21 protein-coding genes are annotated in these 26,345 nt (G+C 46.3%); 4 read left to right on the forward strand and 17 right to left on the reverse strand.

Going from position 1 to position 26,345, the window contains the following annotated elements:
- Positions 1–101: 101 nt before the first annotated feature.
- On the forward strand, positions 102–2,570 hold the full coding sequence (locus tag V144x_RS23665; RefSeq protein ID WP_144988845.1) for an MMPL family transporter: 2,469 nt from the start codon (positions 102–104) through the stop codon (positions 2,568–2,570).
- A gap of 24 nt (positions 2,571–2,594) precedes the next feature.
- On the opposite strand, the gene V144x_RS23670 is transcribed toward V144x_RS23665, so the two are convergent.
- The 13 genes from V144x_RS23670 to V144x_RS23730 form a co-directional block, all read right to left on the reverse strand.
- The gene (locus V144x_RS23670; protein ID WP_144988848.1) at positions 2,595–3,392 is read right to left on the reverse strand and encodes a phytanoyl-CoA dioxygenase family protein; all 798 of its coding nucleotides are present in this window, start codon (positions 3,390–3,392) and stop codon (positions 2,595–2,597) included.
- Between the two features lie 148 nt (positions 3,393–3,540).
- Positions 3,541–4,293, reverse strand: coding sequence for a HEAT repeat domain-containing protein (locus V144x_RS23675; protein ID WP_144988850.1), 753 nt, complete (start codon positions 4,291–4,293; stop codon positions 3,541–3,543).
- 38 nt (positions 4,294–4,331) lie between these two features.
- Positions 4,332–4,799 (reverse strand): NUDIX hydrolase, encoded by a 468-nt coding sequence (locus V144x_RS23680; protein WP_144988853.1) that lies wholly within the window; start codon positions 4,797–4,799, stop codon positions 4,332–4,334.
- A gap of 240 nt (positions 4,800–5,039) precedes the next feature.
- A complete protein-coding gene (locus tag V144x_RS23685) occupies positions 5,040–5,423 on the reverse strand; it encodes a hypothetical protein (protein WP_144988856.1) in 384 nt (127 codons plus the stop codon).
- 204 nt (positions 5,424–5,627) lie between these two features.
- On the reverse strand, positions 5,628–6,446 hold the full coding sequence (locus V144x_RS23690) for a DUF2314 domain-containing protein (RefSeq protein ID WP_197998606.1): 819 nt from the start codon (positions 6,444–6,446) through the stop codon (positions 5,628–5,630).
- Positions 6,447–6,602: 156 nt separating this feature from the next.
- Positions 6,603–7,268 (reverse strand): dual specificity protein phosphatase family protein, encoded by a 666-nt coding sequence (locus V144x_RS23695; protein WP_144988859.1) that lies wholly within the window; start codon positions 7,266–7,268, stop codon positions 6,603–6,605.
- Between the two features lie 130 nt (positions 7,269–7,398).
- Entirely contained in the window at positions 7,399–7,899 is a 501-nt protein-coding gene (locus V144x_RS23700) for a GNAT family N-acetyltransferase (protein ID WP_144988862.1), read from the reverse strand.
- 53 nt (positions 7,900–7,952) lie between these two features.
- Entirely contained in the window at positions 7,953–8,423 is a 471-nt protein-coding gene (locus tag V144x_RS23705) for a CYTH domain-containing protein (RefSeq protein ID WP_144988865.1), read from the reverse strand.
- Positions 8,424–8,539: 116 nt separating this feature from the next.
- Positions 8,540–9,277, reverse strand: coding sequence for a carbon-nitrogen hydrolase family protein (locus tag V144x_RS23710; RefSeq protein WP_144988867.1), 738 nt, complete (start codon positions 9,275–9,277; stop codon positions 8,540–8,542).
- A 161-nt stretch (positions 9,278–9,438) separates the two neighbouring features.
- Entirely contained in the window at positions 9,439–9,927 is a 489-nt protein-coding gene (locus V144x_RS23715; RefSeq protein ID WP_144988869.1) for a hypothetical protein, read from the reverse strand.
- Positions 9,928–10,107: 180 nt separating this feature from the next.
- The gene (locus V144x_RS23720; RefSeq protein ID WP_144988872.1) at positions 10,108–11,616 is read right to left on the reverse strand and encodes a glutamate synthase subunit beta; all 1,509 of its coding nucleotides are present in this window, start codon (positions 11,614–11,616) and stop codon (positions 10,108–10,110) included.
- Positions 11,617–11,722: 106 nt separating this feature from the next.
- Complete coding sequence (gltB, locus tag V144x_RS23725; RefSeq protein ID WP_197998607.1) at positions 11,723–16,339, reverse strand: glutamate synthase large subunit; 4,617 nt, start codon at positions 16,337–16,339, stop codon at positions 11,723–11,725.
- Positions 16,340–16,538: 199 nt separating this feature from the next.
- Positions 16,539–17,528 (reverse strand): LysR family transcriptional regulator, encoded by a 990-nt coding sequence (locus V144x_RS23730; RefSeq protein ID WP_144988873.1) that lies wholly within the window; start codon positions 17,526–17,528, stop codon positions 16,539–16,541.
- Positions 17,529–18,204: 676 nt separating this feature from the next.
- On the opposite strand from V144x_RS23730, the gene V144x_RS23735 reads away from it, so the two are divergent.
- The gene (locus V144x_RS23735) at positions 18,205–19,455 is read left to right on the forward strand and encodes a hypothetical protein (protein WP_144988876.1); all 1,251 of its coding nucleotides are present in this window, start codon (positions 18,205–18,207) and stop codon (positions 19,453–19,455) included.
- A 203-nt stretch (positions 19,456–19,658) separates the two neighbouring features.
- Here V144x_RS23735 and V144x_RS23740 read toward each other — a convergent pair whose 3' ends face one another.
- Both V144x_RS23740 and V144x_RS28525 read right to left on the reverse strand, forming a co-directional pair.
- Positions 19,659–19,910 carry a hypothetical protein gene (locus V144x_RS23740; protein ID WP_144988878.1) on the reverse strand — a complete coding sequence of 84 codons (252 nt, stop codon included), beginning with the start codon at positions 19,908–19,910 and terminating at the stop codon, positions 19,659–19,661.
- A gap of 194 nt (positions 19,911–20,104) precedes the next feature.
- Positions 20,105–20,263: a hypothetical protein gene (locus V144x_RS28525; protein WP_197998608.1), complete on the reverse strand. Its 159-nt coding sequence runs from the start codon at positions 20,261–20,263 to the stop codon at positions 20,105–20,107.
- Positions 20,264–20,427: 164 nt separating this feature from the next.
- Here V144x_RS28525 and V144x_RS23745 point away from each other — a divergent pair, with 164 nt between their 5' ends.
- Entirely contained in the window at positions 20,428–20,766 is a 339-nt protein-coding gene (locus V144x_RS23745; protein ID WP_144988881.1) for an antibiotic biosynthesis monooxygenase family protein, read from the forward strand.
- Between the two features lie 30 nt (positions 20,767–20,796).
- On the opposite strand, the gene V144x_RS23750 is transcribed toward V144x_RS23745, so the two are convergent.
- Both V144x_RS23750 and V144x_RS23755 read right to left on the reverse strand, forming a co-directional pair.
- Positions 20,797–23,193: a M1 family metallopeptidase gene (locus V144x_RS23750; protein ID WP_197998609.1), complete on the reverse strand. Its 2,397-nt coding sequence runs from the start codon at positions 23,191–23,193 to the stop codon at positions 20,797–20,799.
- A gap of 164 nt (positions 23,194–23,357) precedes the next feature.
- Positions 23,358–24,365, reverse strand: a complete 1,008-nt coding sequence (locus tag V144x_RS23755; RefSeq protein WP_144988884.1) for a glutamate cyclase domain-containing protein — start codon at positions 24,363–24,365, stop codon at positions 23,358–23,360.
- A gap of 559 nt (positions 24,366–24,924) precedes the next feature.
- Here V144x_RS23755 and V144x_RS23760 point away from each other — a divergent pair.
- Positions 24,925–26,280 (forward strand): c-type cytochrome, encoded by a 1,356-nt coding sequence (locus V144x_RS23760; protein ID WP_144988886.1) that lies wholly within the window; start codon positions 24,925–24,927, stop codon positions 26,278–26,280.
- Positions 26,281–26,345: the final 65 nt, after the last annotated feature.

The raw sequence follows: 26,345 nt of genomic DNA on the forward strand, positions 1-26,345 counted from the left end.
CTCATGTGTTTCTCTCCAGTTTCAGGAAATGCTGCGGGAATCGTTAGTATCTTCACACGTGGATTTTACGTCTTTTCACTCGATCTTTGTTAGTAGTCTTTATGTTCCGAGTTTTAGGCAACACTGTTGTCCGGTATTGGCAAATTTTTCTTACTGGCTGGATTTTGGCATTAGTAGGAATTTCGTATGCTGCCCCCGAATGGTCAACAGTAGTACAAAATGGTGAGTTCGCATTTCTGCCGGGGGACTCTCCCAGTCTCTTGGGAGAAAAATTGTTTAAGCGCGCTTTCCCAGATGATTTACTCGCCAGTAGTATTGTGATCGTTGTTCGCCGTGAACACGGTGATCAGGGACTAACTGAAAAAGACCTCAAGTTTATTGAGGAAGATCTCAAACCACGACTTGAAGAGATTGCAGAAAGTGAGGGAGGCTACGCAACTGAGGATGATGGATCTGGCACTCCTGAAAAGACATCTAATATTTCGCGTATTCGGACTTATACAGACAAATCCATCGGTGATTTACTGCAAAGCGAAGATAACAAAGCTTCGCTGGTGATCGTCGAGCTCTCGACAGAATTTCTCGACCAAAGCAATGCGAAAACAGTCGCGAATATTGAGCACTTGATTCAACACGATGATGAATTCAAAAAGGAAATCGAGCCAGGCTTAGACATCACACTCAGCGGTATTGCTACGGTCGGTCGCGATATGATGCGCGCTGCAAATCAAAGTGCGGAAGCAACCGAACTCTGGACTGTTTTACTGGTTGTCCTGTTACTCATCATCATTTACCGTGCTCCGATCTTGGCGTTAATACCATTATTCACGGTTTTTGTTTCTGTGAAGATTGCCCTTTCGGTTCTGGCGATTCTGGGAGACTGGGGGTATGTCGGGCTCTTTTCCGGGATTGAGGTCTACGTGACAGTCATACTCTACGGAGCGGGAGTGGATTATTGCCTGTTCCTGATTGCCCGTCACCGTGAAGAACTCGATAAGGAATGTACTTTCAAGGAGGCGATTTCCAACTCCATCGCCACGGTGGGAGCCGCGCTGGCCGCCAGTGCAGGAACCACCATGTGTGGAATCGGGATGATGGTTTTCGCACAGTTTGGTAAATTCCAACAGGCTGGCATTGCGATGTCGTTGAGTCTGTTTTTTGTATTGATGGCTTCATTGACACTGAGCCCTGCGCTACTCTGTCTGGCTGGACGATTTGCTTACTGGCCACAATCGTTCAATGAACGAGTCGCGATCTCCGCAGGCTGGCTGACTCCCTCCAGCGTCATGGCGCGACTCATGCAACGCAATTGGGCCGGTTCTCTCTGGGAATCAGTCTCGAACGCTCTACTTAAAAGTCCGGGTAAAATTTGGCTGTCAACATTTCTGGTTCTGTTTCCGTTTGCACTGATCAGTATCGCCTGTTACGGGAATTTGAGTTATGGCCTGCTTTCAGAACTTCCCAGTGAAGACCCCAGTGTTGTGGGAACCAAGGCAGTACAAGGACATTACCCCGCTGGCGCAACCGGACCTCTGACTTTATTATTTCAAAACCCGAATATTGATTTTTCAAATTCCCAGGGTCGCGAAGCAATCGAAACGCTCACAGAGGCATTACTGAGCCAAAAAGAAGCTCTGGGCATCGCAGACATTCGCAATATGATCAAGCCGTTTGGCATTGATGCGGAAGATGAAATGGAAAAGGCCAAAGATTTGCGAGGACTAGCAAAAATAAAGGCCATCAGCCGTATTAAGGTCATTAAAAACTATTATGTCAGCTTAGAACCTGATCTCGAAAATCATGTGACACGCATGGACCTTGTGCTCGAGAAAGATCCTTTTTCACACGACAGTATGATGCAACTCGAACGTGTGAAAGCTGCCGTCAGTAAATCTCTTCCCAAAGATCTGCGCAACGACACAAAGCTCTTTTATATCGGTGCCACCGCGAGCATCAGCGACCTGAAAGAAGTAACAGACGAAGACCAGGCCCGCATCGATATCCTCGTACTGGGTAGTGTATTTCTCATTCTGGTGATCTTGTTAAGACGCCCTGCGATTTCTGCCTATCTGATCGTGAGTGTCTTTTTCAGTTATCTGGTCACCCTGGGAGTGACATTTACTGTCTTCTGGGCGCTTGACCCGGAAAACTTTGCCGGACTGGACTGGAAAGTTCCCATGTTTCTCTTCACGATTCTGATCGCTGTCGGTGAAGACTATAATATCTATCTCATTACACGTATTGATGAAGAGCAAAAAACCAAAGGTCCTGTAGAAGGTGTGATCTCTGCTCTCAAGAAGACGGGCGGCATCATCTCCAGTTGCGGGATCATTATGGCGGGTACGTTCTCATCGCTTATGGCAGGTACCCTGGTTGGAATGCAGCAACTCGGTTTTGCACTCGCGTTTGGAGTGTTGCTCGATACGTTTATCATCCGGCCGATCATTGTGCCCGCGTACCTCATCATGCTCTATCGCGGCTACTTCGGTTCCTGGGGGAAATATCTTGGCGCTGCCCAATTTCTGGAAGCAAAGCCTCAACCCGAACTCGATTCAACCCACGCCAAATAACGAATCGGAACAGGATCATTCCACTCAGCGAGGTGTATGAATAATCAACTCGGGCAAGGCAGCCGAACGGGAACCACAGACTGGTGGATTATCGGCAGGACGAAACGTGAAGACGGCAGAGAATTTTGGTTGATCGGTATAATTGCGGGTGGCTGCATGAAATGTGCGACAGTGGAAGAACAAGACATCCCCCGGATGTAATTCCGCAGAAATACCCGTCTTTATCAATTCCTGATTCTCTGGAGCATCGGGGCTCAGGAAAATACGATCATCCAGACGGTGTGGTTCGAACTCCATCCGATGGGTTCCAGGGATGACTTTGAGACATCCGTTGTCCAGAGTTTCCTCTCCCAGAGCAACCCAGACGCTGATCAATTCTTTCCGTTCAAAAGACCAGAACCGGATATCCTGATGCCACATCGTATCGCTGCTGAATTCGGGCTGCTTGGTCATAATACAATTATGATGAGCCAACGGCATCACATAGTCGGGCCCCAATAACTGAGCCAGCCGTCCTACCAATACAGGATGGTTCACCAGTTCCGTAAAACACATGCCCCGGCTGTGTGCCTGCTTCAATCGACGCACTGTTTCCCCACCCATCACATTCCGAGAAGGAGGTGAGCCCGGGTATTCCACATCGGCCTCATACTCCACAGGTTCGACCACATTGGCTAACCCCTCTTTCGTCGTCGCAAGCATTTCTTGCCTGAGTGACTCGGGGCAAAGATTTCGCAGTATGAGATAGCCATCGTTATCGAATTTGCTGACTTCTTCCGGAGTCAAAAGGTCATGCGTAATGGATCTTGATGATGAAGACATTGACTTAACTCTTATTATATAACACTCAAACCGAAACCAAATCCAATAACATATTCACCGGCTTGACACACCTGCATATGATACAGTTCGCGACTAAAAAATCAAAGGTGGGGCTTATGCTCCAATGTCATATTCCTGCCGAACTAGGCTATTTCCTGATCTGGGCAGAAATTCGGAGAGCATGTTCAACCGCCTCACGTACGCCCGCGTCATTTTCAATCAATTCATCAAGTTGTGCTTGAACTTCGACCGGTAAGGGCTGAAGTTTTGTAAGCGCAACAGCGGCTTCCTGCTGAAAATGCCAAGGTGAGTCCTCCAACAGTGCAGCGATATCTCCCGCAGTGTCTGTTGCGCCAATGTCGCCAAGTGCACGGGCTGCCACATAACCCATACGCTGATCCGTCAGACATTTTACCAAAGCCTCAGTCGCCCGTTTCGCGTCGATACCTCTAGTCCCATAAGTTGAAATTGCGTGAGCAGCACTAAGGCGAACTCTACTATTTTTATGCGACAATGCGTAAATCAGCGAATCTAAGACGTCTATCTGATACGCCTTGTCATCGTCAGTAGGTTCGTTGATCTCCACAAACCCCAAAGACCATGCCGCTGATTCCGCTACTCGTGGAACATCGGTATCCACTTTCGTGATTAGGTCAGAAATTGTCTCTGCATCCGCCTGACCAATTCTGCCAAATCCGCCAGCCGCAGCGGCACGCACTGCGATGTCATTTGAATTGAGATACTGTCGAGTCTGCGGGATCGCTTCCACATCACCATATTCAAGACGATTCAGAGTCCACACACGATACATAATTCCTATTGTTCCAAAAACTCCAGTCATCTGTAAAACAATGAAAATGCAGGCTGCTACAACCAATGCCAGAATAAAGCGAACCACCATAACACCTCATTTTCTGTTATTGTGTTTTCATAAGCTTTCTAATCACGTTCACTGAACTCTCTATGAATTACCAATTCAAAATGGGCGTTTGGCTTGATGATGTATTTTTTGATCAAGTCGGGTTTGAGATTAATATCACTTACCCCATTGCGCGGTATCCACTCAAATATTTCACTGCTACTTTTCTCTTTACTATGAATCTCATCTGAAATCCACTCGACCTCATAAATGGTGCATATCTCATGAAAGTGCGTGCCGTCCAGATCAAAAAAATTCTCGACGATGACTGCAGGCCGAATCACCTCGAACCCCACACCGATTTCCTCGGTCAATTCCCGCCGCAACGCTGAGTGAGAGTCTTCATTCGTTTTAATCCGTCCCCCCGGAAGAAACCACCAGTCCTGCCCCCGGAAACGGCATAACAGCACATCTGCCCCGCGCGTCACAATCGCCGCCACCCGCAAATTAATTCGATAGCCATTCAAATCAACACTGATGTCACTCATTCGAAATCCTTGAGCTGAGGAAGTTTTTTTTCAGTTTGTAGAGAACACAACCTCAGAGCGTTTTCTCCTAAACGATCATGCCTTCTTTTAATAAGGACACTTGAGCAAAGATACCGACACACTGATTCATTTTTTTGTCTTCGCAGACATACATTATATTGAATTTCATCAGATGATTCTGAACCAAAAACATAAGGCAATTACTTTAATTCAGTACCTGGTTGCGCAGTCGAGCCATGCTCAATAATCAACCTCAAAGTGCCATTTAATACCATGCTTTGCCGCTAAATTTAGGAGTCTTTCACACTCTTGTAAGTCGTCTGTGACCCCCTCTGTTTGCCCTGCAGAATGCCCTAGTAATGCTCGAACTGTAGTTAGGCCTTCTTCAGCTGAGAACTGTTGAAGTGCTGGTAACTCAATATTATCTGAGTCCACTCCTTCATCTGCCAAAAAATCTGCGGCGTGTTCGGGATCAATACTGAAAAAATCGGAAAGGGGACACACTCCAAGATCGCGTGCCACTTGATCAAGTGAATCAGTAGCACGGGCCAGACATTTCCCATCCATGAAAGAATCGACCCCCTCAATTTCGCGTTCTAAGACTATGAAATATGCTACTCCCATATCATTTCCTCGTGTTGTGTTGTCTGACTGATAGCAACATCACACACTGTTATTGATACATGTTGTATCCAGACAAAAAAGGGAAAGTTCGTTTTATAATATAGCTCTGATATCACAACGGCAACATAGATAACGACATAACCATTCGCTTTGAGTGACTTGAAAATTGATAATAAAATCTCTTTGCCGAAACCTATGATCAAATCATTTCGACAACAGCGAAATCACATGTTTCCAGCCAAAGATGCGGGCCAAATCCAGGGCGGTATCGCCGTCCGGTGTTTTTAAGTTTTTATCAGCGCCATGCTTCAGCAGAATTTTGACAATCGTGGCATTCCCCGCCAGAGCATCGCGGTGCAGCATCGTCCAGCCGTCTTCATCAGTCGCGTGTAACGGCTCCTTCGATTCGCGCAGGGATTCCTTTAGTGATTCCCCCATGTTGATACTCATCGGATGTTCGATCATGGCCCGCCGTTGCGTTTCCGGGTCAACGACGGACTTTTTGCCAAACAGGCCCAGGAAACCCGATTTTTGCTCTGGTTGTACATAAACCACTTCGATCTCTTCCGGATCGCCAAAATCCAGACCCCAGGCCTGATCATGTTCTTTTCTCTCTCGAGGCGACATCCGTGAGCGAAGCAGGTTCACGGTATAAGCACCATATACTTTTCCCTGAATCGCAAACATCCAGTCGGTGATTTCTGACAGGGGCTCACAGACGGGATCTCCGGCACTCATATTCGTCAACCATGCAGGCGAATTGAGTAGTGTGCCCGTGAATTCCTTGCCGTCACATTGAATATCGCTGACCCACATATGCTCGGTATCTGGATCACCGGGAGCAACATCAGGATCGTGAAAGGCAAATTTCACGGCAGCCAGATCCAGTCCCGGAACGATACGACGGTATTCCCACGACATCTCCCGCCAGAAATAACGGAATGATTTTCGTGCCCGTTTACTGGTAGCGAGCATCTCCGGATCATCGCCTTGATACATCACGATATTCTCTTCATTACTCATGGCCCATTCCTTTCCTCAAAGATTAAGTTGTGTCTCTCGGTTAACAGAACTGCCACAGTTCACTCATTTAATTACCATATGGAGTTTCCCAAACATGCTGCTGACAAAAGCCTATTATGGCAATTTGCACTTCACAATCACAAGCAGATTCTCAAATTACCTGCTCGAATGGATTTCCTTTAGCATTCGCAGTTGCTGTGAATTGAGCCTGACTAACGGTCGTTTTGTTTGAATCAACTGCAGTGCAGCATCCGTTGTTTGTGAATGACCTAAGTAAACAAGTAGCATGGCTGCAAACATACCAGTCCGGCCGTGACCTTCAGCGCAGTGAATCAATATCGTACCATCAAGGGCAGCAGTTTGTTCGATCCATTGGTTGAGCTGTTCCAGGGGAGGGACCAAGCCATCAAGAATTGGATAGGAGAAATATCCTCCTGATCGCAATCCATTAGGTTCATTGAATTCACAGGTCAGATCAATCACATAATCAATATTGTCCGGTCGTTCGGTAGAGAACAATCTACGACCAATGAAAAGCTTCTCAGTCAGTTGATTGACAGGAGGTTCGTGTCTTACAAGGCGGAGTAAATACCAGATCGACCACAGATAAACCAAATACGGCAGTAATACGAGTTGATTGATGGGAGAAAGTAAGCCACTTTCCGACTTTCCAAAGACGCGTGCCCCCAGTAAGAGATATCCAAGCGCAACAACGCCAAAGCTAAGAGCCGGCCAAAGCAACAGGCACCACCATCCACGATGAATAACAGCAATGGCTGCCAGCAGAACTGCGACGATAAGAAAAAATATTCCGTATTTCATGAGGAGCGTGTCTTTGGCTTCAAATTGCTTTAACAGTTGATCATCACATCACAGAAATGAGACTGGCTAAGCTCGATCATCCATGCATCCGTCTTATAATCAAAGAAATAGTCTACCTGAATATAACACGTTAGCAGATAGTTTTCTCGTATTCGTCACGCCTCAGACAATAGACAAAACAATCCTCGTCACCGAAGCGGCGTCGTTCTGAAAACTGAAAACCGAGCCGTTCGTAAAATCGATGTGCGCGGGTATTTCGAGCGAGTGGATCTACGAGCACGGCTTTGACTTCGGAATTTGAAAAACACTGGTCAAGGGCCAACCGCATCATGGTCGTTCCATATCCCTTTCCCAGATCGCCTGGTTCTCCAATCCAGATGTCAATCGCTCGAAAACCTTTTTGAATATCGCCCCAATAGTGGGTCTCCTCTATGGCAGGATCAATAATTTGCAGAACTCCGATCGACCGCTCGTCAACTACGGCGATCAGTTGTTTTCTCCATACGGGGTCTCGATCAAGTTCCTGTTCCCAATTCCAATCACTATCAGGATCGCAGGCAATCACATGAGGTTGTTGATCCCAGTGCTGCAAGAGTGCTAAATCTGAAAGACCGGCTTTGCGTAAATGCATTTAGAATAATTCCACTAGCTCATAACAGAGGATTTCAATTAGTTTTCGGTTCTTTAGATAGCAAATCTGACCGCTTCATAACTACTGTCGGAACTGACTTCCTGAGTGCAAAATAGAGGCGGCTCGCACTCGTAAGCATCGGCTTCGCTTTCAAACTCGGCCTCGACGATGACCGGTGCCTTTTTCCCAACAACAACATTGATGCTGAAATCGACTCCCTGACAGGAATAAGAATACCGCTCCCTGATAAGCTCCTGTCTGGGAATGTGAGCAAGGGCATGATATTCTTCTCTGCTGAGGTAAAGATTGGTAATCGGCTCTGAGATTTCGCTCGTCTTTCCGTATTTTTTACAGAGCTTGTACTGTAACTCCCCCCGATATTCTACTTTTCTCAGTCTTAGTCGTGAGTTGTCGAGATACTTATCAGTGATGAGCCGCATTGGTAGTGAGTCGAGTTCTGGCAACAGTGTTTCATCCACCAACCAGCGACGTTCTATTTCTAACTCACTGTACTTTGGCTTCATAGATCACCAGATTCGCCTGAGATACATCATTTGCTGTTTTTCCGCATACGCGCATTGATAGAAGATGCCGCTAGCGATACCCACGATTAATTCTATATTCCTTAAAGATTACAATATCAGAAAGTAATCTCCTGCACGATCATCCCTTCTTCCAGCAAGGGGACTTGAGTTACGACTGAACCATACGGATCAATCAAAGCGGTGGGACCATAGGAAATCTGTCCGTCCCTCTCACCTGTAACGTCAGCAGAGATTAACCACAGCCCCGTTTCGACCGTTCGTTCTGCACGAATTGCATTGTGTTTGAATCTCCACTTTTCCGCATTATTATAGCTCAGCATGTTATAACAGGGGCAGACCATCAAATGTGCGTTCTGGTTCGCGATTGCCGCGGCACATTCTGAAAAGTTAGTATCATAACAGATATTGATTCCAAACCTCAGCCCTTCGACTTCAAAGATAGGAAACTTCTCACCTGGCTCAAAAACTGATTCACCTGGTGCCAGCTTTGTCTTGCGATAACAGCCCAGTAACTCGCCCTGTTTGACGACAATCGCGGAAATATAGAGTTTGTCTCCCTCTTTCTCGATCATGCCGATGACGAGTATCGGTTGAACCTTTGCAAGCCTTTTGAGAATGTCGGCAAACGAATCGGAAGACACATCGACCGCGCGCTGCTGGGCTTGTTGTTCTTCAGCTACATATCCTTGCAGATAACTCTCCGGAAAGCAGACTAACTGTGCCCCCTGCTCTGCCGCACGATCAGCATATTCAATCATCTTGTTCAAGGACTGTTCGATATCATCCTGGACATCAAGCAACTGACAAGCGGCAACGGTAGCACTCTGGTTCATTTTCTTTGCTCACAGTTATATTGATACGACTGAAAAGAAAAAAATGAAGGACAATGGATTTTACTTATCTCACATATATTTTAAATCCGACAGGCGTACTTTACATAAATGCATTTTTTTAACGTTTGTCTTAGCCATTCGACCATCTCCAGTTCCAAAAACTATGACGAAGTTACCTTTGAACGTCCATCAGATTCGCTGATAGTATCAACATTGTGTGTAACCGAAGATCTGAAGGCAATCATCACACAAGTGATCAGGAGCGGCGGAAGAAATAGCAACAAGAATTCAGAGAAATACGCATTAGGAACTTCAATGGTTTTATATTGAGGAGTAGGCTGTCTCAGAACCCTGATAAATAAAGTCAGCGGAATTGAAAGAAAAAAGAGGATCGCCAGAGTTTTAGTGAATCGGTAATTTCCCTTTGGTGTGTATGTGGCCCATGCTGCGAGTCCAAAGTAGATAGCAACACCGAGAATTGGGTAGACCACCTCGTTTCGCCAATATGCAATGTCTGCTTGACGATCAATTTCATAGGTATTATGAAAGTACCATGAAGTTATCGTATAGAGACTTATTAGAACTAGCGGGACGACGCCTCCTACCAATGCACCAATCAATCCGGCGATCATTCCCCTCATGATGATCATGTCACATTTCCGAATCAAAAAAAGGACCCGAGCGAATTAAATCATTTTTACCCACCTGCCTATACATAATGACAAGTCAGCTTCCTACCATGCAACAAAAAAATGTAATGGGAAGCAGATAATCAGGTGCGCAATATCCTCCTTTAGATACAAATTAAAGTTTTATTGAACTGAACTCACCTACGGCAGCTCAGTTGCACCCATCAAGTAGCGATCGCACTCGCGGGCCGCGCCGCGGCCTTCGTTGATGGCCCAGACAATCAGGCTCTGGCCGCGTCGACAGTCGCCGGCAGCGAACACACCTTCAATGTTGGTCGTGTACTGCTCATGCTCGGCTTTGAAGTTCGAACGGGCATCGGTTTCCAGATTGAGCTGCTCACTGATGAGATGCTCAGGGCCTAAAAAGCCCAGTGCCAGGAAGACCAGATCACATTCCAGGACTTTTTCCGAACCAGGCACAACACTGAACGGAGGACCGTTCTCGACCGGTTTGGACCAGTCGACTTCGCAGATCGTAAGCCCGGTTAGATTACCCTGCTCATCACCGGTAAACTCGACCGTCGACATCTGGAACAGACGCGGATCTTTACCGAAGACGGCGGCCGCCTCTTCGTGACCGTAATCCACACGGAAAATTTTAGGCCATTGAGGCCAGGGGTTATTCGCAGCCCGCTCAGCGGGTGGCTGCGGAACAATTTCCAGGTTAATCAGACTTTCACATTTCTGTCGCATTGCGGTTCCCAGACAATCCGTACCCGTATCACCACCGCCGATCACCACAACTTTCTTGCCTTCGGCATTGATGAAGTTTTCCACGGGCGAATTCTGATAGTGCGTATTTTCCAGACCCGATTCCAGCAGGCTCTGCGTATTCGCAGTCAGATATTCCATCGCAAAATGGACCCCTTTGAGATCGCGTCCGGGAATGGGCAGATCACGGGGCTTTGTTGCACCAGTGCAAATGACGACGGCATCAAAGTCCTTCATCAATTGATCGGCCTTAATGTCGACACCAATTGAAGTATTGGTGACAAACTCGACTCCTTCGTCGGCTAGTAAATCAACGCGTCGCTGTACAATCCACTTTTCCAACTTCATGTTGGGAATACCATACATCAGCAGCCCGCCGATGCGATCGGCTCTCTCATAAACGGTGACGCTGTGGCCCGCGCTATTGAGTTGAGCGGCCGCCGACAATCCTGCGGGACCGGAACCAATCACAGCCACTTTCTTGCCGGTACGCACTTTGGGAGGATTCGCAACAACCCAGCCCTGATCGAAAGCATGATCGATAATCGAGTTTTCAATGTTCTTAATTGTCACAGCCGGTTCGTGTATTCCCAGCACACACGAGCCCTCACAGGGAGCCGGGCAAACGCGACCGGTGAACTCAGGGAAGTTATTCGTCTTATGTAGACTCTCAATCGCATCCTGCCAGCGACCATGATAGACATGGTCGTTCCACTCCGGAATCAAGTTATTGATCGGGCAGCCCGACGCCATCCCTGCCAGTGTTTTCCCGGTATGACAAAAAGGGATGCCGCAATCCATACAACGTGCGCCCTGGTTTCCGAGTTCTTCTTCGGTCATATGCTCGTGGAACTCGTTCCAGTCCAGAATACGCAATTCAGGTTTTCTATCTGCACCCAGTTCTCGTTGAAACTCCATGAAGCCTGTTGGCTTACCCATAATTCTATCTCACTCTAAAAATGTGTTCGCTCTTCTTACAGAGAAGGAAATGTTCCTGGAGACGTTACTGTTTGTGTTTCAATACGGCAGCAGCATCAGTTCCAGGCTAGACGCTGGCTGCTGCCTCAGCTTCCTCCGCCGCCATCTCCAGCAAAGCTCGTTTGTAATCGATGGGCATGACCTTCTTGAACAGCTCAAGTTCCTCATCCCAGTTATCGATGATCGATCTGGCAACGGTCGAACTAGTAAATTTCCGATGATTATCAATCAACGTTTTCAACTCTGCGATATCATCGGCATCTTCTACCTGTTCCAGTTCAATCGTTTCCAGATTGCAGTTTTGCAACAACAGACCATGAGGATCGTAAACATATGCGACTCCGCCCGACATGCCGGCTGCAAAATTTCGACCGGTTTCACCGAGAATCACAGCACGACCGCCGGTCATGTATTCACAACCATGATCGCCAATGCCTTCGACCACCGCCCTGGCACCTGAGTTCCTGACACAGAAGCGTTCGGCAGCCTGACCACGAATATACACCTCTCCTTCAGTGGCTCCGTAAAGATTTACGTTACCAACGATAATGTTTTTCTCGGGAGAAAATGTGGAATCCTCCGGCGGATAGATCACAATTCTTCCACCACTCAGACCTTTACCAACATAGTCGTTTGCATCGCCCTCGTGCTCAATTGTAATCCCATGTGCTAACCAGGCTCCCAGACTTTGTCCGGCAGACCCTTTACTGTTGATGTGAATCGTTTCATCGGGCAGCCCTTCAGCACCATGATGTTTGGAAACTTCATGACTCAACATTGTGCCGAAGGTACGATCTGTGTTTTTGACTTTCACATCCACCACCACCGGCTCGCCATTTTGAATTGCGGGCTGACATTGATCGATGAGAATGTTATCGATGACCACTTCCAGGCCATGCTCTTGATCTCGAGTACAATAGGTCCCCACGTTGGGATGTGGCTTCTCAGCAAGCTTCAGAATGGGTGTCAGATCCAGATGCTTTGCCTTCCAGTGAGCAATTCCCTCATCCAATTCCAGAACATCACTACGACCGACCATTTCATCCATCGTGCGGAAACCGAGTTCAGCCATGAGCTCACGCGCTTCTTCTGCCAGGAGGAAGAAGTAATTCACCACGTGTTCGGGCTGACCGGCGAATTTTTTACGCAGTTCCGGATTCTGTGTTGCGATACCCACAGGGCACGTATTGAGATGACACTTACGCATCATAATACAACCCATGGTAATCAGCGGCGCGGTTGAGAATCCGAATTCTTCGGCGCCCAACAAACTGGCAACCACGATATCTCGACCTGTTTTTAATTGGCCATCCGTTTGTAATCGCACACGGCTACGCAGGTCATTCATGACAAGCGTCTGATGGGTTTCAGAAATTCCCAACTCCCAGGGCAGACCGGCATGCTTCACGCTGGTCAAAGGAGAAGCTCCGGTACCACCGGAGGCACCTGAAATCAGAATATTATCCGCATGCCCTTTCGCGACACCTGAGGCAATCGTTCCCACACCGACTTCAGAAACCAGCTTGACGCTGATCCGGGCAGAAGGATTCGTATTTTTCAAGTCGTAGATCAACTGTGACAAGTCTTCAATCGAATAAATGTCATGATGTGGGGGCGGACTGATCAATCCAACACCGGGAGTCGAATGACGCACGGAAGCGATGATTTTATTGACCTTGTGACCGGGTAATTCACCACCCTCTCCTGGTTTCGCACCTTGAGAAATCTTGATCTGTAATTCATCCGCATTGGTTAAATACCAGCTGGTCACACCAAACCGACCTGAGGCAATTTGCTTGATCGCTGATCGCTTGGAATCTCCACCTTCCAGAGGCTTAAACCGCGAATAGTCTTCTCCCCCTTCTCCCGTATTACTTTTCCCGCCCAAACGGTTCATGGCAACAGCCAGCGCTTCATGAGATTCAGCAGAAATCGAACCATAACTCATCGCACCGGTACAGAAGCGTTTGACGATTTCCGTAACGGGTTCGACTTCATCCAGCGAAATCGATTCTCGTTTTTTGAATTTCAATAGACCCCGCAAATGACATTCGCGAGTTGTCTGTTCGTTAACGGCTTTCGCAAACTGCTTGTAGGCATTTTTATCTCCGGAAGTCGCTGCAGCCTGCAGGTTGGCAATGTTTTCTGGTGACCACGAATGCTTTTCTCCATTCGCACGCCAATGATAGACTCCGGGATTGGTCAGACTGGATACCCGAACCTGATCCCTGTGAGGATAGCCGATGTCGTGTCGCATTTCGCTTTCTTGGGCTACGACATCAAAGCCGATTCCCTTAATTCGGCTGGCGGTACCCGCAAAACAGGTATCGATGATTTCCTTATTCAGACCGACGGCTTCAAAAATCTGTGCGCCTTTGTAACTTTGTAGCGTCGAGATGCCCATTTTGGCCATCACTTTTAACATCCCCTTACCAACCCCTTTACGGTAAGCGGCAACGATGGAATCCCGAGTCCATTCTGTCGCATCCAGTTCGCCAGCTTCGAGAGAATGCCATAACGATTCAAACGCCATGTAAGGATTGATTGCGTCGGCACCGTAACCAAATAGCAGACAGTGGTGATGAACTTCGCGGGCTTCACCCGTTTCCAGGACAATCCCGATTTGAGTACGCTGCTCATTTCGTACTAAGTGATGATGAATGGCACCACAGGAAATGAGCGTCGGCAAACCAACTCGTTCCGCATTCACAGCACGGTCGGATAAGGTAATCAAACTAAAACCATCGGCAATCGCCTGAGACGCTTCTTCTCGAATCCGATCTAAAGCAGCTCGGAATCCCGCTTCGCCTTCTGATTTAGGATAAGTGACATCAATCGTTTTATTTTTCCAGCCACGATAGTCCATCACTTTAATCGCAGCCATCTCTTCATTCGTAATGATTGGCTCAGGAATCAATAAACGATGACACTGCTCTTCAGTGGAATCTAATAAGTTCCCTTCCGGACCGATATAACATTCGAGTGTCATGATCACTTCTTCACGAATCGAATCGATGGCCGGGTTCGTCACCTGGGCAAAGAGCTGGTGGAAGTAATCATACAGTAAACGAGACTGATCGCTGAGGCAGGCCAGAGCCGCATCATTACCCATCGAGCCAATGGGATCTTTCTTGGCTTTGATCAGCGGAATCAACATGAACTTCAAAGTTTCAAATGTAAATCCGAAAGCCTGCATTCGCGACAACAATTCAGTTGTAGGAACATCCTCTACTTCATCTGCGGGGGGAATATCGTGCAAATGAATGCGCTGATTTTGTAACCATTCATGATAAGGTCGCTCAGTGGCATATTTTTCTTTGAGTTCTTCATCAGGAATCAGACGACCTTCTTCAAAGTCAACCAGGAACATTTTTCCTGGCTGCAAACGCCCCTTTTCTTTGACGATTTTGGGATCGACTTCCAGTACACCGACTTCACTGGCCATGATGACACGATCATCGTGGGTAACATAGTAACGACTGGGGCGTAAACCATTCCGGTCCAATACGGCCCCAATACACTGACCGTCAGTAAAGGAAACCGAAGCAGGTCCGTCCCATGGCTCCTGAAGTGCAGAATGATATTCATAAAACGCACGCTTCGCGACAGAAATAGAATGGTGATTCTGCCAGGCTTCCGGAATCATCATCATCATGACTTCTGGTAACGGACGACCGGACATCAACAACAATTCCAGTGCATTGTCAAAGTTACCAGAATCGGAACAGTGAGGCTCAATGATCGGGAACAACTTCTTGAGATCAGCACCAAACAGGTCGCTGGACATCATCCCCTGTCGGGCATACATCCAGTTTGCATTACCACGCAGGGTGTTGATTTCTCCGTTGTGTGCCATAAATCGACATGGCTGAGCACGATCCCAACTGGGAAAGGTGTTGGTAGAGAAACGCGAGTGGACCATCGCCAGGTGACTGGTAAAATCCTCAGCCTGCAAATCCGGGTAGAACGGCATGACCTGATCGGGAGTCAACATCCCTTTGTAGACCACAACTTTGCTGGACAGCGAACAGAAGTAGAACATCAAGCCCTGAGGTAGGCTCCCTTCACGTAACTGTCGGCTGGATGACTTCAATATGATGTAGAGTTGTCGTTCCAGATCATTCTGATCTGCAATTTTTCCGTTGGGAGTCGAGATAAAAACCTGCTCCATCTGAGGCATAGCTCGTCGCGCGGAGGGACCGATGTCGGCTTTATCCGGATTAACTGGCAGTTCACGCCATCCCAAAACAACGAGGCCCTGATCCTGGGTGATTTCTTCAACGACCTTTTTGCAATGCTCACGCTGCGCAACATCGGTCGGTAAAAATACCACTCCCATCCCGTAGTTGTTCTGCTGAGGTAAGTCTAGATCCAGGTCCTGCTTGACAACTCTGGTCAGAAAATCGTGAGGAATCGAAACTAAAATTCCGGCACCATCACCGGTGTTTTCTTCGCAACCACAGGCACCTCGATGTGTCATATGACGCAGCATTTCGTCGGCATCGAGCACAATTTGATGCGAACGATTGCCTTTGATGTGCGCGACAAACCCGACACCACAGCTATCGTGCTCGAATTCCGGATCATAAAGTCCGTGTGCTTCCGGCAGACGCCCCACTTGAAAAATGGAGTTTTGATTATTGTTTTCGGAATCAGTTCCACGCCGAACAGTTCGACTTGTCATCTTACTTCACCATTTAAACTAATGTTTGACAAAATCAATGCCGAATGGCATTTTGGTTTTTGCGAATGAACTTCGCACTCTTTCGGGATCGGCACTTCGCCTCCATCAGAATGATGGCTCCCTGGTCGGGATTTCTCCCACTACTTTCAATCGCTGGATCCCACCAACGCAGAAAAACACTTATCAAGAAACAACCAGATTACTCACGCGCTATCAGAGGACCGAACGAAAATGCATCATTATCGGGAGAGTTTTCGCTTTTTGAGGCTGATACCTCGGTCGATTCTCTGCGAGCGATAGAGAAATTAGCGGGGTCTTCGTGTAAGAGTTCTATAAATTTCGAAACCGCATCGGGTGTCGACTTCTGCTTTCTTTGAATGATTCCAATTGGACGAAACCACTCGATTTGCTCCAGGTGCACTACATTTAATGACTGATCCTGAACTTCCTTATCAACAGTAGGTAAAGGCAGAATTGCAATACCTGCTTCTGCCTCGACAGCGCGTTTGATATTCTCAATGTTGTCAAATTCGTGAACCACTTGCGGATGGACCCCGGCTTTTTTCAACCAGCGATCAATCTTTTGTCGAACGACTAATTCAGCGGTAAATGCCACAAAAGGTTCGTCTTCAATTTCACTGACCGAGCAACTTCCCCGATCAGACAAACGATGATCAGGAGGCACCACGAGTACAAGAGGCTGTTCCTGCCATAAAATACTTGTGAGTTCTTTGTCTTCCTTCGGAAATGAAACCAGTCCCAAATCTGCCTGATTTTCACAGATCCTCTGATAAACTTCGTCGGGATGTAAATAGTCCAGACTTACTGACACATCTGGATAGAGTTCCTGGAACTGTTCCACGTATTCATGCATCTGAGCCAACCCTACCGAGTAGATGGCGGCAATTCTGACTCTGTTTTTGGTTTTGCCCACGGCACTTCGAACTTGCTCTTCGACATCTTCAAACGACTGTAACAACTGCTGGCAACCATCAAAATAGATCTCGCCAGCAGGAGTGAGCTCAAAAGGCCGTTTGGAACGATCAATCAACTGAGTACCTAATCGCTTTTCTAATGTATGTACTGCCTGACTGGCGGCTGACTGAGACACACGTCGAACCTCAGCAGCTTTGGAAAAGCTACCGTGAATCACAACGTCGCAAAAAAGTTCAGCATTACGCAGGTGCATGGAAGTAAAACCAACCCCATTTATAAGGAATACTAATAATAGACGGCCCTAAGTATTTCAATTTCGAATACGAGACAGTGTAGGCTTCAAACCTTCGAGAAGTCAAGCGCACGCATTTCCTTTCGAAAGTCCTTCTTAACCTTAGGAAAAACGTGATTTTCCCAAAACTTTTCTTTCAAAACACTTATGAAGAAAGCACTTAAAAAGATCAGCAGTCATCGATCTGTCTTAAACTTCTTCCCCTTATGGCCGAAGTACACAGAATATTAATACAATCCGGCCTGTATTCAAATTTATACAAGCGTTTGTCAAATTGCTTCTGCATAACGAACGAAGCACCTCTTCTCGTTCAAATTCATCGATTTTCGTTACTCATAATCACTTTTCTTAATCCAGATACCAGTGATTCGCGTTGGTTGTGTTATGTTATTGATGGAAAATGGGATTTCCCGATGAGTGATTTTTGCTCGATCTCCAACCAGCAAAGCGAACCTCAGCGAACCTCAATGTAATAGATTTACTGGGCTTGGAATTTTTGACTACTGAAGCACAATCATGTCTGCAAACCTACTCAAGTCCCCCAATCAAAGATAAGATCAGCATTTCCTGCTGTAAGGGAATGCACTTAAGAATACGCCCATCTTCACTTTATCTTTCAATCTGAAAAGGAACTCTGATGAAGAAATTAAGCACTTTTTTGACTCTACTTTTCTTAGTCGGAACGCTTCCCCTTCTCTCCGGCTGTGGAAAATCAAAAGAACAACCAGGTCAATCGTCAGCAAAGCCATTAGGACCTGCCGAGTCGATGACGGTTATGATAGATGGTGTCAGTAACCAAAAAATGGAAGCCGTCTGGGAGTTCCTTCCCGCCAGTTATCAGACAGACATCAATGGTCTGGTAAAAGAGTTTGCCACCAAGATGGATCCGGAAATGTATAATGGTACGTTCCAGACAGCCCAACGCCTGACTAAGCTGCTCAAGGACAAAAAAGCATATATCCTCAAAAATCAGACCATTAAGGGACTGCCCGTACCACCCGACAAAGTCGATCAATTCTGGGATCCAACAATTAGCTTATTGAATACCATTGTTCAAAGTGACATTTCCAATCTGGATAAACTGAAAGACTTTGACGGTGGAAAATTCTTATCCACAACCGGCAACCAATTGGCGAAATCTGTCATTTCGATTTCTGATCTAATCCCTACCAAAGAAAATGAGCCCAGCTTTTCTGAGAAAATGAAGCAGACTAAAGTCACTGTTGTCTCCACGGAGGGTGATACGGCCACAATTAAAATCGAAGCCCCGGGTGAAGAGCCAAAAGAAGAAACTATGGTCAAAGTCGAAGGCAAATGGATTCCCAAAAATTTGGCAGACAACTGGAAATCCAAAATGGAAGAAGCGCATCAGAAACTGGCCGAACTCACACCAGAAAAAGTGACCGCTCAGAAGGAACAAACACTGGCTGGACTCAAAAAAATGAATGAGGTTTTAGCTCAATTGGAAAACGCGAAAACAGAGGAAGAATTCAACCAAACTCTGACTCCGATTGTTGCTCCCGTCGCCATGTTTGCACCGATGCTCATGATGCAAATGGGACAATCTATGATGGGAGCCCCCCAGGGAGGGCCAATGACCTTGGGAGGACCTCAGAGTCTGGGGGAAAGCAACGCTGCTGATCCGGAAACAGTTGTGACCATTGTCATTGATAAAAAATTATCAAATGCTGAGCAAGATCCTATTATCGACGAATTAATTAAGGTCGTTGATGGGGCAAATATCCTACCGAATGTTGTAGGAGAAACGACTGTCATTCGCGTTTCACCAGTTAAGAACGTGGAAGAATTTGCCAAGAAAATCAAATTTGGAAAAACGACCAAAGTGGATCCCAAAACACGTTCCATTAATGTGGAGCTGGCAAAATAGCCCGTATCCAAGTTTATTATAGCGGCTCAAGGATTGTTTGAACCTCGTATCATCACTCTTTGAAGCCGCTATGGTTACATTGGAAGCGCTATAGTATTTGATTTCTCTGTCGAACATAAAAAAGGCCACTTCCCTAGTTCACGGGAAGTGGCCTTACATTTTTGCTGGTTTGCGCAGCAAGCATTCAAACTTTTCTGGGAAAATTAAGCAGCTTCTGAGACGTCTTCGTCATCTTCAGCACAAGCTTCAATTTCTGTATCCCATTCTTCTTCACCCATCGCTTCTTCAGCCTCTTCTTCATAAACGAGATAATAAATCTCATTCATCGCTTCTTCGAGGTAAGAGCGAATATTTTCACTATTGGTAGTCTCAATCAAATTTTCCAGTTGTGCGACCACACGATCCACTTCTTCACTGGTGATTTCTTCGAACTGTTCTTCGTTTTGTTCTGACATTGTTACCTCCCTGTCCTGTGTTTGATAACCATAAGCACGAAAAGCACGAATTTTATTATCGGTTTTCCAAGCTTAAAGCATTAGCACTGCCCTGTGCAAAAATTACCAGACGAATCAACAAATCCTAAATATCCGCAGTTCGTCTACCAGATCAATTTTTCAACTCACTCTAATCAGAAAAGAAGTAAAAACACTCACGACTTCTTTTTCTTTTTCGATTCTTTTTTTGCGGTTGTTTTTTTCTTGGATTTCTTCTTTTTTTTCTCTTTATTGACGGACTTATCACTAAAAATTCGGTCCCAGCCATTTGAGAAATCTTCGGTCGAACCTGTGTGGACCGTATACCCCGTCACTTGAATCTCCTCCCTTATCAAAAATACAATCAAAATCAGATGAGCGACTTAGGTAAATTATTTATGAAACCAGAAATTGTGGCAAGCCTAAAAAACGGGTCTTAAACAGCAGATGTCCCGATTTTGGTAGACTGAATCCAGGTTTTAAAAAAGTGAGCTTTCAAATGGCCCCGAAACGACAACCTCCGTATTACGCTGTCATATTCACATCCACCCAAACTGATGATTTGGATGGATATGCGGAAATGTCTGCCCATATGGAAAAGCTTGCCAGCAATCAATCCGGATTTCTTGGCATAGAGTCTTTTCGTTCACTAGATAAAAAGGGCGTCACGATTTCGTACTGGAAAGATTTGAGCGCCATTCGTGCCTGGAAAGAAAATCCAGAACATCTGACTGCACAACAACTTGGAAAACAGCAATGGTATCAGGACTATACTATCGAGATTGCTAAAATCGAAACAGCTTACGACTTTCAGACCGGCTGCCCTCCTTCGGAATAGGGCGGGACGACGTTCTCCTACTCAAACCGATTACTTTTTCTTCGTCGGTTTCGAAGTCGGTTTTTCCTTGGTTTGTTTCGTCTGCTGCTTTTGTTTCTGCATTTCGTTTTTTGATTTTTTCGATTTTTGTAGTTGGAAATAGGATTTTCCAATTGTTCTGGGAAATTCGTTGTTCGAAAGCTGAGTATCGGCAGTCTCCCGATGTGGGTCCAACGTCAGACTTTTCAGAGGTTTGTCAGTCAAAATCAATTTGGACACACTTTCATTGTTCAAACGCCAGATTTCTGCGGGGATCCGGATCATCTGAGTCGAATCATCTTCTAACGTCAGTTTTAAAATCACCGGCATCACAAGACCACCGTTGTTTTTGAGGTCGATCAGATAAAAGTATTTCTCTGTTTCCAAAAGCTTTTTTTCTTCTATATTCAATTGCTTTATAAGAGCTTCAAACTTTTTCCGATCGGCGTCAGTCACATCTAAATCATCAAACTCGTTATAAAAATCCTTCAATTCCGGATATTGATCGGTTCGCTTGGGAAGTTTTTTGTTTCGCATCTTGGAAAGCGATTCGGGTTCTGCATCTCTCTCTTTTTTGCGTCGGACTTTGTCTACATAAGGGTCGCCTGTTTCCAGCGAATACTGCTTAACATTTTCAATAGCAATATCAGTATGATCGGTGGTGTAAAACCAACCCCGCCAGAACCAGTCTAAATCAACTCCCGACGCATCTTCCATCGTGCGGAAAAAGTCTGCTGGTGTCGGTCGCTTGAACATCCATCGCCGGGAATATTCTTTGAATGCATAATCGAACAATTCCCTGCCCAATACGGTTTCACGCAAAACATTCAGGGCCGTTGCAGGTTTACCATAGGCATTATTCCCAAACTGTAAAATCGATTCTGAATTGGTCATGATGGGAACCTGATAATTACTTTTCATATAGCCCACAATCGCACGCGGCTCTCCACGACGCGAGGGATAATCGGGTTCCCACTCCTGTTCTGTCAAAAATTGCAGAAACGTCGTAATACCTTCATCCATCCAGGTCCATTGCCGCTCGTCACTATTCACGATCATGGGAAAATAGTTGTGCCCCACTTCGTGAATGATCACGGAAATTAAACCGTATTTGGTTCGCTTCGAATAGGTCCCATCTTTTTCTGGCCGTGGTCCATTGAAACAAATCATAGGATATTCCATACCATACACAGGACCGTTTACAGAAATTGCAACGGGATAGGGATAAGGAAACGTATACTTTGAAAACACATTCAGCGTATGAATGATGGCGTGGGTTGAATATTTACTCCATAATGGTTCCCCTTCGTTCGGATAAAAGGACATAGCCATGACCGGCTGGTCCGGTTTGCCTTCCACCTGATGCCCTTGAGCATCCCAAATGAATTTTCGGGAACTGGCGAACGCAAAATCACGAACGTTATCAGCCTTAAAAATCCAGGTCTTCTTACCTTTCGGCTTTGAAGATTCGTTCTGTTTGGCTTCTTCGGGCGTCACCACAAACATCGGCTTTTTCGCCGTTTCTGCTTGCTTGAGTCGTTTCTGCTGCTCGGCTGTAAGTACGTCTTTAGGGTTCTGTAAAAGTCCCGAAGCCGCAACGATGTGATCATCGGGTACAGTAATCCGTGTTAAAAAATTACCAAACTCAAGCGTGAACTCGCCACGTCCTAAAAATTGCTTGTGCTGCCAACCGGTATTGTCTGTGTAAGCTACCATGCGAGGATACCAGTGCGCAATTTCGTAGAGAAAATTCTTATCGTCTTCGAAATATTCAAAACCGGTTCGCGCAGGCCTGCTTTTGGAATCGTTGATCAAATAGCTCCAGTCCACTGAAAACTGTGTACTTTCATCTGTTTTTAGCGGTTGAGGTAAATCAATGCGTAACATCGTCTTGATGACTGTGTAGGGAAGTGGCTCTCCTTTCGCGTCGCGAACCGCTTGAATTTTCATACTGCCATCGAATGTCTCTTTCGCCAGTAATTGCTTCATCGATTTAAAGCCGACTTTTCCCAAGGGAGAACTTGTTCCCGAGCGATGCGCGTCTGAATCAGAAGAAAGAATATTGGTATCAAGCTGTAACCAGAGATAACTCAATGAATCAGGAGAGCGATTCGTATACGTGATCTTTTCCGAGCCAATAATTTTCTGCAGTGCATCATCGAGTTCTACATCGATTTCATAATCGGCTTGCTGCTGCCAGTATTCTTTGCCGGGAGCCCCTGAAGCGGTTCGGTATTCATTGGGAGTCGGCAAAACTTCTTCTAACTGCCGGAATTTATCCTGCTGTTTGAACTTGTTGTTATTGACAACCTGACCAAAAACAACGGGGCCGGTGAAGGAGAACAACGCAATAGAAACAGATGCGGCAATGGACAAGAATCGATCACGTTGAATAGGTTTTGTTTTCATGAAGTTCGTCACTGTTTGCTCGTTTGCGGTATAAGTTTGAAAAATGATTCTAGAAACAAAAAGGAACTAAAGGCCCATTCTAACCAGATTTACACAGGAAATTGCAAGTGATTTCTATTAACAGGCAGACTTCCCCCTTGATGTCTTACGTAGAAAGGCCTGTTTTAGCGGGCAAGAAATTTCAGGATTCCTTCCCAGGGCTGCATATATGTCAAGAATGGAAGTCCATCAACGGTTGGTTCACGTTGTTTTGTCACACCATCGACGGCGTTTGCCTCATTGACGATTGATTCCAGAACCTGTTGTTGTTCGGCTCGTTGCCACTGAAAAAGAGCGTCAGATTGTCCCTTCAATAATGCCACCGCAGCAGCCAGAGCAGAGGCTCCCCAATTACTGGTTCCCGCTACAATATTCCAGTCGGTGGCAATGCGGCAGGGAATCAAACCGGAACTGTCTGAAGCGATTCTGCGATCCAACTCTTCCCAGGGGATGATCCCCATTCCAATTTCATTCCCACCATCACCAACGCCAATCGTTTTCGCTTCCGGGAAAAATTCAGAAAGTCGTTCAAATAAGAGATGTAGCGGAGCGGTATACTGATCGATTATTTCGCCCCGCATATTATGACAGCGATCGAAATGAGCTGGAGTCACCTTGCTTTGAAAATCAGCATATGCGGTCTCTGCTTGACCCGGTTGTTGTGTGAAAGAGTCTATTGTGTGGCTGGGCCCCACACGCTCGACGGAGATTAAATGGCTGATAGTCTGTTGATGGAAAAATGATTCTATCCATTCTTCGTTCTCAGTTGACAAAACGTTCATTTTCGAAGCGGGGTACGAAAAAGCCTCCATGGTTGCTGCAACCACGGGAGCACACAACTCATCAGTCACGACTGATGTATTGATTCCACATTCTTCCAGCAGCGAAGCCAGCAAAATGGCGCCTGGTGGACCATCAGTTTCTGCTGAGGGAATCACTGCAGAGGGAACATAAAAACCTGTAGAAATGACGACTTGTGAAGCGTTCTGAAACAGGTGATTCGCAGAATTGAGTAAATGGTCGCGACAGAGAGGTCCAAACTCAGATTCCGAGCTAATTAGTCCTCGCTTTCCCGGATCTCTGCGAATGAGACGGTCAAACTCTCGGATTGTGTCTATTTGTGTGCTGTCCATTCAGGACCATTCACTTCGACGAACATGTGAATTATCAGGATAGTGAGAACCTTGCACCTCCAATTTGTCAAAGCCAAACAGGAATGGAATCTGAAAATGCAAAAAGAACTCTATTTTTGATCAGTTTAGTCAGGTTCTGAGCGAAACAACAGGCTATGCCGATTGAAAAAGCATGACAAAGAAAATACGATATTATTATGTTTGATTCCCGCTATTGGGACCAATCAACATTTGAACCTTCCTGCTTGTGAGAAAAGGCACTCTTAAGGGAAACGCTGGTTGTCATAACGCCTGAGCATTGCCAAAATTACCTGGGTATTTTAGGCTGGAGAGCCTCCCGCCCCGCACAAGCAAACCTGTCAGAAAACTATTGCGGATTTGAGCAGATCAGCCACGGTATTTTTCTTTTAGTAATGAAATTGTTGGCGTTGCCGTAGCGCATGTGGACAGATGGGATTAGAATTGAGCCCGTGATGCCCCAGGATACCCAGATGGAGCCGTTTCCATCTCATCCAGATTTGTTCATCTACCATATTCATAAAATTGAGGATTCACTTCTGTGAGATTTGGGTTTCGTCGTCTTATTTTGTTGTCGCTCATCCCGCTGATCAGTTTCACGGGTTGCGAACAGCCGCAAGTCAAGTTTGTGTTCTCCCAAAAGACCAATGAACTCATTCCTGAAGCTGCCAAACCCGTCAAAGAGGCACTGGTCAGACAGTTTGGCAACCCTTTTGAACTCACCCAATTTGAGGGTCTTCCAACTGACTTCGGCGATGTCCAGGGAACGGTAAAATCGGTCGAGTCTTCCGGAAAAGACCAGCCCTTGATCCGGTTTCAGGCAACAGGGCTCGAAAATGCTTACGATAAATTATTAGGTCTCCCTCTGGAATGGACGTCCGGCAAAGGACAAGGGCACATTTCACGGATCAAAGAATATGATTTTGAGACAGGTACCATCGCTGTTGAAAAATCTCCAGAAATAGATCCTCAGTCGGGTGATACATTTCTGATAGAATGTGTTCGCCTGCAGTTTGGTCGTGATCTTTACAACCGTCACTGTATGCACTGCCACGGCATGAGCGGTGAAGGAACCGGCCCGACTTCACGCTATCTGAATCCGCCTCCCCGCGACTTCCGCCTGGGCATTTATAAATACACGTCGACCAAGCCAACCAGTAAAGCACAAGAGGCTGACCTCGCACGTACGGTCAAAGAGGGTATCGCAGGTACCTACATGCCGTCCTTCAAGTTGTTGACAGATGACGAAGTCTCTGCCATCGTGAACTATGTGATCTGGCTTTCGATTCGCGGAGAAACAGAAAAGAAACTCGTCGATGAGCTTTACCTCGATTATTCCGAAACCGCGATGGCGGAAAGAACGAGTGAAGAGGGCGGCGAAACACGTGAAGAAGTGCTTGAAGAACTTAAAGAGTACATGGAGTTGGACTTTCCCGATACACTCGAATTTGCCACATCGAGCGTGGCAGAAGCTTGGGAAGAAGCCAATCTGGAAGACGCGATTGTCATTCCCCAAAAACCTCGCGTCGCCGACACACCCGAATCGCGCGAGCGAGGACGCAAACTCTATCTGAGCCAAAAAACCAAATGCGCTTCCTGCCATGGCCCGCAAGCCCGAGGCAATGGAACAGCGACTCAGGATTTCTGGACGAATCCTGCAACGAATGAAAAATACTCTGAGCGAGGATTACACGATATCTGGGGAAATCTACTCCCTCCGAGAGATTTACATCGTGGAATTTATCGTGGTGGTCGAAGACCTATTGATACATACCGTCGTCTCTACTCTGGAATTAAAGGGACCCCCATGCCTGCGTTCGGCGGTTCTCTGACAGATGAAGAATTATGGGACATGGTTAATTATGTCATGAGCTTGCCTTATGATGGGAATCGCTGATTTTAAAACGATCAAATGAATGAAGACGAATTTCATCCTCAACATGAAAAGCAAACAGGAGACCT

Origin of the sequence: Gimesia aquarii (assembly GCF_007748195.1) — a bacterium.
In the GTDB taxonomy this organism is placed as follows: domain Bacteria; phylum Planctomycetota; class Planctomycetia; order Planctomycetales; family Planctomycetaceae; genus Gimesia; species Gimesia aquarii.